Annotated in this window: 11 protein-coding genes and 1 pseudogene; 5 read left to right on the top strand and 7 right to left on the bottom strand. The window is 46.0% G+C overall.

The genetic code is table 11. The features are described from left to right. Positions 1 to 195, bottom strand: a pseudogene (locus tag MNV_RS20145) (IS4 family transposase); the annotation flags it as partial. A gap of 80 nt (positions 196 to 275) precedes the next feature. On the opposite strand from MNV_RS20145, the gene MNV_RS07605 reads away from it, so the two are divergent. Continuing rightward, positions 276 to 1,628 (top strand): glutamate-5-semialdehyde dehydrogenase, encoded by a 1,353-nt coding sequence (locus MNV_RS07605; RefSeq protein ID WP_096204949.1) that lies wholly within the window; start codon positions 276 to 278, stop codon positions 1,626 to 1,628. After that, on the top strand, positions 1,629 to 2,768 hold the full coding sequence (gene proB, locus MNV_RS07600; RefSeq protein WP_096204948.1) for a glutamate 5-kinase: 1,140 nt from the start codon (positions 1,629 to 1,631) through the stop codon (positions 2,766 to 2,768). 186 nt (positions 2,769 to 2,954) lie between these two features. Here proB and MNV_RS07595 read toward each other — a convergent pair whose 3' ends face one another. Beyond that, positions 2,955 to 3,425 carry a hypothetical protein gene (locus MNV_RS07595; RefSeq protein WP_096204947.1) on the bottom strand — a complete coding sequence of 157 codons (471 nt, stop codon included), beginning with the start codon at positions 3,423 to 3,425 and terminating at the stop codon, positions 2,955 to 2,957. 271 nt (positions 3,426 to 3,696) lie between these two features. Between MNV_RS07595 and MNV_RS07590 the strand changes: the two genes are divergently transcribed. Beyond that, a complete protein-coding gene (locus MNV_RS07590) occupies positions 3,697 to 4,899 on the top strand; it encodes a RecB family exonuclease (protein WP_096204946.1) in 1,203 nt (400 codons plus the stop codon). On the opposite strand, the gene MNV_RS07585 is transcribed toward MNV_RS07590, so the two are convergent. The 5 genes from MNV_RS07585 to MNV_RS07565 all read right to left on the bottom strand — a co-directional run bounded on the left by MNV_RS07585 (position 4,820) and on the right by MNV_RS07565 (position 8,194). Further along, positions 4,820 to 5,365, bottom strand: a complete 546-nt coding sequence (locus MNV_RS07585) for a response regulator (protein ID WP_096204944.1) — start codon at positions 5,363 to 5,365, stop codon at positions 4,820 to 4,822. The two genes, MNV_RS07590 and MNV_RS07585, sit on opposite strands and share 80 nt — an antisense overlap. Before the next feature lie 19 nt (positions 5,366 to 5,384). After that, on the bottom strand, positions 5,385 to 5,657 hold the full coding sequence (locus tag MNV_RS07580) for a hypothetical protein (RefSeq protein WP_096204943.1): 273 nt from the start codon (positions 5,655 to 5,657) through the stop codon (positions 5,385 to 5,387). A gap of 140 nt (positions 5,658 to 5,797) precedes the next feature. Next, a complete protein-coding gene (locus MNV_RS07575; RefSeq protein WP_096204942.1) occupies positions 5,798 to 6,274 on the bottom strand; it encodes a Mut7-C RNAse domain-containing protein in 477 nt (158 codons plus the stop codon). Between the two features lie 18 nt (positions 6,275 to 6,292). Next, positions 6,293 to 7,660, bottom strand: coding sequence for an MFS transporter (locus tag MNV_RS07570; protein WP_096204940.1), 1,368 nt, complete (start codon positions 7,658 to 7,660; stop codon positions 6,293 to 6,295). After that, complete coding sequence (locus MNV_RS07565; RefSeq protein ID WP_096204939.1) at positions 7,661 to 8,194, bottom strand: MogA/MoaB family molybdenum cofactor biosynthesis protein; 534 nt, start codon at positions 8,192 to 8,194, stop codon at positions 7,661 to 7,663. Between the two features lie 12 nt (positions 8,195 to 8,206). Between MNV_RS07565 and MNV_RS07560 the strand changes: the two genes are divergently transcribed. Next, positions 8,207 to 9,265, top strand: a complete 1,059-nt coding sequence (locus tag MNV_RS07560; protein WP_256999990.1) for a DUF1786 domain-containing protein — start codon at positions 8,207 to 8,209, stop codon at positions 9,263 to 9,265. A gap of 11 nt (positions 9,266 to 9,276) precedes the next feature. Then, the gene (locus tag MNV_RS07555) at positions 9,277 to 9,780 is read left to right on the top strand and encodes a zinc ribbon domain-containing protein (protein ID WP_096204937.1); all 504 of its coding nucleotides are present in this window, start codon (positions 9,277 to 9,279) and stop codon (positions 9,778 to 9,780) included. The last annotated feature ends 189 nt before the right edge of the window (positions 9,781 to 9,969 follow it).

Genomic DNA, 9,969 nt, shown 5'->3' with positions numbered 1-9,969 from the left:
TAGCTGTTGAGCGAATAGCTTATGCAGCAATGTCATTTGATAGATTTCGGTTTGAATCGACTCTTCACAGGTAGTTTCTTTCAAATACTTTTCTGGAATGTTGTCATAATTGACTCTATTGCCATATTTTTTTCTCTTACCATGACCGCTATATTTACCTGAATAAGGAAGAATTAAGTAACTCTCTTTGTTCAACCTAACATAAGAACCATATGTTTAATAAGATAAAATGCTGTAAAAAGCCCATGAATAGATTCCGTCAATAGTAATTAGTTATGTCCACCAACATCCTCACCAGAGTAACCCTTGCAAAATCCGCATCCATCCCCTTAGCCAGCGTGCCCGGCGCCACCAAGGATAAAGCCCTCGCTGCAATGGCACAGGCTCTTGATTCAAACCGGGAAATGATAATCTCAGCCAACAAGAAAGACCTTGCTGCGGCAGAAAAACTCGTTGAGGCAGGGAAGCTTTCAAAAGCGCTTGTCAAAAGGCTGAAAGTGGATGATGTCAAAATCGATGAGATGATAGCCGGCATCAGGGATGTCATCAAATTCGAAGACCTTGTGGGTAAAACCCTCTCGGCTCTTGAACTGGACAGCGGGCTTGAGCTTTATCAGGTGAGCTGCCCCATCGGTTTGATAGGCGTCATATTCGAATCACGCCCCGATGTCGTCCCGCAGATAATGGCACTATGCCTCAAGAGCGGCAATGCCACCATATTTAAAGGCGGAAGTGAAGCGGCGAACTCCAACAGGACTATCTTTGAAGTGCTTGTGAACGCCATCGAGAGCACGGATGGCATGCCGCAGGGCGCATTTGCGCTCATGGAAACAAGGGAAGAGGTGAACGAGATGCTGAAACTCGATGATTACATAAACCTCATAATTCCCAGGGGCTCAAATGAGTTTGTGAAATACATTCAGGATAACACCCGTATCCCAGTGCTGGGACACTCAGCGGGTATATGCCATGTGTACATTGACAGCCGGGCGGATATAAAGAAAGCCATCGACATAAGCTATGATGCCAAAGTGCAGTACCCCGCGGTCTGCAATGCCATGGAGACCCTGCTCGTTCATGAGGATATTGCAGAATACTTCCTGCCACAGATCGGGAAAAAATACAACGATGCGGGCGTAGAGCTTCGATGCGATGACCGCTCTTTTGCGCTCCTCAAAGACATGGGATTCATAAAAGCGATACTCCATGCCACTGAGGAGGACTGGAGGACTGAATACAACGACCTCATCCTTTCGATCAAAGTGGTGGATTCGCTGGATGAGGGGATAGACCATATTAACAGGTATGGTTCCCACCATACAGATGCTATTGTGACCGAAGATAAAAGGAATGCCGCAAAGTTCATAGACCTTGTGGACTCATCCAGCGTGATGTGGAACGCATCCACGCGGTTCTCGGACGGGTTCCGCTACGGGAAAGGCGCGGAAGTGGGCATAAGCACCAACAAGATACATGCCCGCGGACCTGTGGGAATGGAAGGGCTTCTCATCTACAAGTATGCACTTCTGGGAAGCGGGCATAAAGTGGCTGATTATGCAGGAAAGAATGCTAAGAGATACACCCATAAAAAACTGAACGCGAGCCTTGCCGATAAAATGGGGAATTAGATGGATTCAACTGTTATTGACAGGAAGGAGCTTTTCAGGGACATCAGGAGGATAGTCCTGAAAATAGGAACTTCATCCCTTACAAAGGAAGACGGGAGCTTTAACCGGCAGTTAACAGAAGACATAGCAAAACAGGTCGCGCAGCTGCGGGAACTTGGGAAAACAGTTATCATCGTAAGCTCAGGCGCCATCGGGATAGGGTGCGAGGAGCTGAAAATGCCTTCGCGCCCCAGGGAAATCCCGCTCCGGCAGGCAGCGGCAGCCATAGGTCAGAACATCCTGATGCGGGAGTGGATGGCGGCTTTCAATAAACACGACCTTAAAGTGGCGCAGATACTGCTGACCTATGAGGCTTTTTCCAACAGGATGACGTACCTCAACCTCCGCAACAGTATCTCCGAGCTTCTGGAGTTCGGGGTCATTCCTATCATCAATGAGAACGACCCTATCTGCGTGCATGAGATAGAAGCGACCTTCGGGGATAACGATAAGCTTTCCGCAATGGTGGCAAGCAAGGTCGAGGCTGAGCTTCTTATCCTTTTATCCGACATTGACGGCTTATACAACAAAAACCCCAAGAAAAACGACGATGCACAACTTATAAGCACCATAGAAAAGATCACGCCGGAGATAGAGAGCTACGGCGGGAGCCCGACCAGCATGAAAGGCGTGGGCGGCATGAGAACAAAGATAGAGGCTGCCAAGATAACATCCATATCCGGATGCCACATGGTTATCGCCAACAGTGCAGCCGAGAATGTGGTTGCCAGGGTCGTGGGCGGCGAGAAAATAGGCACGCTGTTCCTTGCGCGCGACGGGAAATACAGGAAGAACAGGACGCGCTGGATAATCCTCTCTAAAGCCGATGGAAAGCTTATCGTGGATAAAGGCGCCGAGAATGCCATACGGAAGAGCAGGGGGCTTTTGCCTTCAGGGATAATCGAGGTTTCGGGGATGTTCGACAGGGGAGACGTTATCGAGATAGAGAGCGAGGGTAAAGTATTTGCAAAAGGTATCACGGATTATACGTCTTCAGAGTTGAACATGATAAAGGGGAAGCATTCGGACATGATAGAGAAGATACTCGGATACAAGAATTATGACGAGGTCGTGAGGAAGGGGAATATAGGGTTATTGTAATGCAGATAGCTAACTTTATATTGCGCTAGAATTCTTGTTCTAATTTCAATCCTTGTTTTAATGGATGCGCTTCTTGAAATTTCTTTATCCTCATCAGGTTTGGTCGAAACAACGATTTTTTATCTCGATTTTAAAAAATTTATATCAATAATTTTATTGGCTTGATATGGGTATTGACGGATTGGCCTAATTGACCAGTATCCAGATGGAATCACTTGTATTAGAATAGCCTTCTGGAGAAGGCATCGGATGCGTTGTGACAGTAAACTTATGTGCTCCGCTTGGTATTAGTTTTGTGTTAAAATTAACTGCTATTACCGAAGTACCTCCGACTAAAGGATTTTGCTCTATAATGCAATTTACTGTTGAATCTACACCGTTGCAGAACGGTTTATCGTCTACAAAGAGTTCTATGTTTTCGCCCCAGACTAACGCAGAGCTATAGATAGTTGCATTGCCTTTAATAGGTACGCTAGCTTTTAACTGGTCAGGCGCTATTGGTTCGCTACCCGAGTTCGAGCTTATCCTGAATATCTCCGTCTGCACGTTAACCGGTACTGGTATCGGAATTGCTGAATTTTCGGCGGATGCTGAAGCCCAGACTGCAATGAGCATAGGAATCAGCAAGAGTGCGAAGAATATTTTTTGCTTATTCATACTATTCATCTCCTTATCTCGTTTTTATACATTTTGCCAATATTCCAATACTATTTAGATGTTTCTCTTTTGCTATCTGTAGCAAACCGTTGCTGCATAAATTAATAGAATCTGGTTCAATAAGTATTTAGAGCGTATGATTAAAGGGGAGTTGACAATATCAGATTTTATGCCATCAGAAGAAAAATAATTGCAAATAAATCGTTTTAGAATAACCTTCTGCTCTGTAATTTCCATAACATTTATAATATCTTAACCCAAATTACATCCCGTGACCGTGTATTCGCATTCCCGATTGACCACGTTCGAGAATTGTCCGCTGCAATACCGCCTGAAATATATAGACCGGATAAAAACCGATGAGAGCGAAACGATCGAGGCGTTCATGGGTTCAAGGGTGCACGAAGCGCTTGAGAAACTCTATGGGGATATGCGCCTCTTGAAAACGAATACGCCGGAAGAACTGCTGTCTTTTTATAACGATAACTGGCAGAAGTTCTACACTAATGATGTCCGGATAATCAGGAAAGGATTCTCGCCTGAGAATTACAGGGCTACGGGAGAAAAATGCATCCGGGAGTATTATGCAAGGTATAGTCCTTTCGATGACGGAAAAACGCTGGGTCTTGAACAGATGATCAAGATCGATATAGAGGGGTATAAGCTGCAGGGGTTTATCGACAGGCTCTCATCAAGCGGCGACCGGGCTTACGAGATACACGACTACAAGACATCACAGCGCCTCCCGGAGCAGATGCATTTTGAGACAGACCGGCAGCTTGCGCTTTACCATATAGGGGTACAGGATATGTTCGATGATGCCAGCCAGGTCAGCCTGGTATGGCATTACCTTGTCTATGATAAGGAGATCAGGTCGCGCAGGACACAGGAAGACCTGTCTAAACTTAAGTCGAATATTGTGGCCCTAATAGAACAGGTCGAAAAAGCGCAGGAAGAATACGAATTCCCTGCCGTGGAAAGCGGGCTTTGCAGCTGGTGCGAGTACCAGTCGTTATGCCCGAAGCGCATGCATATCGTTAAGACGGGGCAGATGTCGCTCAACAAATACCTTGGCGACCCTGGTGTGAATCTTGTGAACGAGTATGCTCAAAAGAGCAGGGAAAAGAAAGAGCTTCTTGATAAGGTCGATACTGAGCTTGAAATGCTTAAGGAAGCGATTATAGCCTATGCTAAAAAAGAAGGAGTAGAGGTCATCCGGGGGAATGATAAACAACTGCGGGTAAAGCTTGGGGAAAAGCCATATTTCCCGAACAAGGGTGAAGAGGGAAGAGGCGAGCTTGAAAATCTAATAAAGAACGCTGGAAAATGGGAACTTGTCTCCGATCTGAATGTATATTCTCTTACAAAGGCCATGAGCGACTGGAGCCCGGAACTTATAGAAAAAATAAAGGAGTTCCAGAAGAAGGAGGAGTCGTGCAGGATTTATTTGTCGAATCTGAAAGAGGGGAATTAAAAGCACCCATATTATCTTCAGTATCCGTACTTAGCACTTTATGTATGATATCCAGTAATTTCCCGGAAGTGTAAGGTTTCGGCAAAAAAGCTTGCACACTATCTAGAACCAGGGAAAGCTTATCTTTTTTGATTAATCCGCTTACTGCAATTATCTTGACCGCAGGATAATCTTTACTCAACACCTGGATACTCTCTATCCCATCCATGACCGGCATTATCATGTCCATGAGGATAGCCCTGACTTTATCCCTGTTTTGCTTATATACCTCGATCGCATCCGCTCCATCGCATGCTGTAATTGCCCTGTATCCGTGTGTATCCAGTATCGAACTGGTAATCTCACGGATCGCAGCGTCGTCATCAACAACGAGAATACATTCTCCATGCCCTTCGGGATGATGGAAATGCTGTCCGCTCTCTTTTCTCTCTTCAGTTGCTGTATCTGACGAGTAGGTGTTAGACATGATTTCCCTTCACATTAAATTAGGAAGGGGAAGAAACGAGTGTTCCTTCCCGGTAAGGTCCCACGTCCCCGGTTAAATATGATTTACTTAACTTTTGGATCAAACCAGTTCTTTCAGGCCCGGCCACTATTTTTTTTTCAGAAACCTTATATGCCCATCCGCTGAAACTGTTTATATATAATACGGTCTCGTTGTGATTCTTTTCTATAAATCGGATTTCCCCCAACTGGATTTCATCGGATCCAATTTTGAATCTTACAATGTCTCCTATTGAATAGTATCCCTTTGCCATATTATTCCAAGTCTCTTTTAATTTGGTTTTACAATATTTGGTAAAGCCAGTCTATTTTTAGACAAGATTTATACTATGGCTATGGTATATAAACTTTTTCATTATAAAAGACTGAATAAATATAAAATAAAGTTCATGGTTCATTGGAAATACTTCTTTACCGTTTCCATTATGTTCTCCCAGTGCTTTCCCTGCCAGTACACCTGCCCGCATTTATCGCAAATCCAGAACTCTGTTCCGCTCTCAAGCCTTGCCGGGTACACATAGTCCTTACTTCTCACAAGTTCCATCTCAAAGGGTTCAACTTTCCTGATAGGTGAGTTGCAGAGGCTGCACCTGTTCATTAAAGGCTCAAATTTGATGTTGAACTCCTTTTGTATCTCCCTGAGCTGCTCTATAATCTCCAGAGAGCTGACCTGGTATGCTTTTATTCCTTTTTTAATCGCCCTCCTGATAAGCGCCTCGTCTCTTGAAATAAGAATTCTTCCCTCACTCTGTGCAAGCTCAAGAAGGGTATCATCCTCGTTCTCCTGTTTCATGATCCCGGCAGTATCGTACCCGAAAAGGCGAAGCCAGCGGGCAAGCCGCTCAAGCATCCTGTCTGCAATGAATTTCATAATGCCCCATGCGAATGGTCATTCGCTTTTCCCCCTGCTCCTCACAAGCGATGTTACCATGGCAATCCCGCATATGATAGCAGAAACGATATAAGTGTCATGGAATGCCGGCTGGAAAGAGCTGTCAATACCTCCGTAAAAAGCATACCTGTTGGAAAAAACTGCGCCTGAAACCGCTATGCCTATCACCATTCCCATATTCCTCATCGTTCCCAGGGTGCCTGCTGCAATCCCGAGCTGCTCCTTCGGGAGCGAGCCCATTATTATGCTGTTGTTCGGAGCCTGGAACAGTCCCAACCCTAATCCAAGCAGCGCGAGGCGTGATGTAACATCGATGAAATCGGATGACTTTGACAGGAAACTGAGAGCCAGGATGGATATGCTTGCTATCCCCACACCTGTTGAACTGAGTATATATGAATTCGCCCTGTCGGATAGCCAGCCGCTTACCGGGGATATGACGGACATAACAAGGGGGACTGCCAGGAACACTATACCGACCTGCCCAGGTGAGTACCCGAGTTCATATTCAAGGAAAAAGGGCATCATAAGTATGACGCTGAACATGGCTAGAAAACTTATCATGGAACTGATATTGGCTGCCGCAAACGGTCGATTTTTGAAATGACGCAACTCCATCATTGGATGTCTGGCTTTAGTTTCAACATAAATAAAGACAATGAAAAGTACGGCTGATAGAATAAAAAGCGATATGATGTAACCTGATTCCCATCCTGAATCCTGCCCCTGGCTCAAAGCAAGCAATAATAATATGAGACTCATAAAAAGTGTGAGTGCACCTGGTATATCAAAAGTCTGTCCCGGGTTAGTTTCATCTTTATGAAGAACCCGCATGGCAATGAGCGTACCGAAAATCCCGATAGGTATGTTTACATAAAAAATGGACTGCCAGCCCACATTTTCTATCAAAAAACCGCCTGTTATCGGTCCTGCCATCGAGCCGATAGATACGACTGTCCCTATCAATCCCATTGCCTTGCCTCTCTCTCTGGGGGGAAAAGCGTGAGTGATAATCGCAATCCCCGTAGCCATCAGCATTGCTGCCCCGATACCCTGTATTATCCTGTAAAAGATCAACTGACCTTCTGTGGCTGAAATAGCACATAAGCCGGAACCTACCGTAAAAAGCGCAAGCCCCCCTGCAAATATCGGCTTCCTGCCGAACATATCCGAGAGCCTGCCAAGACTTAGAAGGAGGCTTGTGATGGTCAGCAGGTATGCCATGATCACCCATTCGATGGTCGTTATGTCCGACTTGAAATATTCTGTCAGCGTGGGAAGCGCTACGTTCACTATGCTGCCGTCAAGGGTAGCCATAAAAATCCCTATCCAGACGATAAGCATCGCTTTCCACTTGTATTCCATTTACTGACCCTTCGCGTGTTTTATGATGTGCCCCATTTCAGGAAGTACAAGCTCAAGCGCAGTCTTGACAGCATTGGGCGAGCCGGGAAGGCAAAATATCGCTTTCTGGCGCGCAACACCTGCGATTGCCCGCGTAAGTATCACAGCATTTCCTATCTGCTCAAGGCTCTTATACCTGAACAGCTCGCCGAAACCCGGCATCTCTTTTTCAAAAAAAGGCATTACTGCCTCAATCGTTACATCCTGAGGAGAGATGCCCGTCCCTCCGTTCAGTATTATCACATCAGCCTCCGAATAAAGGCAATTTTTCAGTGCATCCCTTATCATCTCGATATTATCCGGGATCAATTCGTAATGCACTATCTGGCCTCCCTGCACCTGCAGCATCCCCCAGATGAGTTTCCCGGATACATCCTCGGCACGCTCGGGTCTGTCCGCTTTTTTGTATTTTTCGTACCGCGAGGTGCTTATTGTTAATATCGCGCACCTGTAAGACGAAGGCAGATTCTCCTTGTGAGGCAGTGAAATGTCCATAGAGGTTCTTATATGCAAAAAGATATATCAATGTATTCAATGAGATTCCTTGCTATCGATGTCGGAATGGGAACGCAGGACATCCTCCTGTATGACAGCAGGCAGAACATCGAGAACTGCGTTAAGATGGTGCTGCCCTCGCAGACGCGGATTATTGCACATCAGGTTGCCGACGCAACAAGATCAAAGCAGGATATTGTCCTTGTTGGAGAAACCATGGGAGGAGGACCAAGCACCGGCGCAGTGAAGAGGCATATTGAAGCCGGACTTACGGTGTACGCAACAGAAAAGGCGGCGCTGACACTAAATGACGACCTGGACAAGGTAAAGGAAATGGGCGTGGTGATGATCAACGAGGATGAGGAACATGAATTAAATGCCGCCCGGATACGGATGTGCGATGTGGACAAACAGGCTCTTGAAAAAGCCCTGTCCTTTTTCGGGGTCAAATTCCCTGATAAGTTCGCAGTCGCTGTGCAGGACCACGGATACTCGCCCGATACCAGCAACCGTATTTTCCGTTTTGATTACTTCAGGAGGATAATAGAAGCAGGAGGAACTCTTGATTCGTTCGTGTACAAGGGCAATATCCCTGACCGCTTTACAAGGATGAAAGCTGTAGAAAGGACGCTGCCTGGCGCGCTGCTTATGGATACCGGGTTTGCGGCAATTCGGGGCGCGCTGCTTGATGAGGCTGCGTCGTATCCATGCCTTGTGGTAAATATCGGCAACGGTCACACGCTTGCTTCTGTTGTGGACGGTAAAAAGCTTCTCTCATTGTTCGAGCATCATACACACCAGATGACCACTGCCGGGCTTGATGATTACCTGAAAAGATTGTGCGAAGGAACACTTGGTTTCCGGGAAATTTTTGATGCTGGAGGACACGGTTGTTATGTCGGGGAAGCAGTCGGTCTTGAGAATCTGGGTTCAATACTCGTTACAGGACCAAACCGCAGCATCATGCGGCGTTCAGCACTTGGAGTCCGGTTTGCAGCGCCTTTCGGGGATATGATGCTTACAGGCTGTTTCGGGTTAATGGATGCTTACCTTAATTATGCAAGAAATTAATCTGGTGCGCCATGAACCGGGAATTATACATGCCTGTGATACGAGCGATAGTAACTCTGGTTCTGGTAATCCTGGTCAAGCTCGCTGCGATGCTGACTCTCAGGGACACCAGAACGGTCTATACAGTACTAGATATTGCTCTTTCTCTTGCCGTTGTTATCATCCTGTTGAAGTTCAGGCTGGAGTTTAACAGGCAGCTTGCAATTTCAAAGCCGGATTTCCCGGAAGCCCGCTCGTTTATAACAGGACTTGCGCTGCTGCTGGTCATATTGACTCTTTACTGGGCGTTCGCTCCCTATTCAGGAGTTCTTCCCGAGGATTCATATAATATCCTATTTTTTATCCTTGCGCTCGTTCCGGTTTATTTGCTCTGGAGTATTCTTAATAAGAATGCCGGCAGGCTGTCGGAGGTTCTGCTACTCAGTAGCCGGGAAGAAAAACGCACATGTTCCTGCGGATGTGAAAATCCAGGGACAGCCGGATTCTGCAACAGGTGCGGTTCGCCCCTGCAATAAAAGTTTACCGGATACCGGAAGGTACACATAATATTTTAGTAATATTATTATAATCTCTCATAGTAATGCTTATATAGAACCACAAACAATCACAAAGTCTTCGTACAAGCGTGAATATGTACGCACAATTAAACGGAATATAACATTTTACGGAGGTTATTTATGTCAGGACAATTAGCAGGACAGCCA

The sequence above is a fragment of the Candidatus Methanoperedens nitratireducens genome (assembly GCF_900196725.1).
Classification (GTDB): Archaea; Halobacteriota; Methanosarcinia; order Methanosarcinales; family Methanoperedenaceae; genus Methanoperedens; species Methanoperedens nitroreducens_A.
The sequence above is the reverse complement of the archived record's forward strand: the minus strand, read 5'-3'. Positions and strand labels throughout refer to the sequence as shown.

What these genes read in the sequence shown, in the direction of transcription:
- MNV_RS07605 (WP_096204949.1), top strand. Translation starts at nt 276, where the DNA reads ATGTCCACCAACATCCTCACCAGAGTAACCCTTGCAAAATCCGCATCC.
- proB (WP_096204948.1), top strand. Translation starts at nt 1,629, where the DNA reads ATGGATTCAACTGTTATTGACAGGAAGGAGCTTTTCAGGGACATCAGG.
- MNV_RS07595 (WP_096204947.1), bottom strand. Translation starts at nt 3,425, where the DNA reads ATGAATAAGCAAAAAATATTCTTCGCACTCTTGCTGATTCCTATGCTC.
- MNV_RS07585 (WP_096204944.1), bottom strand. Translation starts at nt 5,365, where the DNA reads ATGTCTAACACCTACTCGTCAGATACAGCAACTGAAGAGAGAAAAGAG.
- MNV_RS07580 (WP_096204943.1), bottom strand. Translation starts at nt 5,657, where the DNA reads ATGGCAAAGGGATACTATTCAATAGGAGACATTGTAAGATTCAAAATT.
- MNV_RS07575 (WP_096204942.1), bottom strand. Translation starts at nt 6,274, where the DNA reads ATGAAATTCATTGCAGACAGGATGCTTGAGCGGCTTGCCCGCTGGCTT.
- MNV_RS07570 (WP_096204940.1), bottom strand. Translation starts at nt 7,660, where the DNA reads ATGGAATACAAGTGGAAAGCGATGCTTATCGTCTGGATAGGGATTTTT.
- MNV_RS07565 (WP_096204939.1), bottom strand. Translation starts at nt 8,194, where the DNA reads ATGGACATTTCACTGCCTCACAAGGAGAATCTGCCTTCGTCTTACAGG.
- MNV_RS07560 (WP_256999990.1), top strand. Translation starts at nt 8,207, where the DNA reads ATGCAAAAAGATATATCAATGTATTCAATGAGATTCCTTGCTATCGAT.
- MNV_RS07555 (WP_096204937.1), top strand. Translation starts at nt 9,277, where the DNA reads ATGAACCGGGAATTATACATGCCTGTGATACGAGCGATAGTAACTCTG.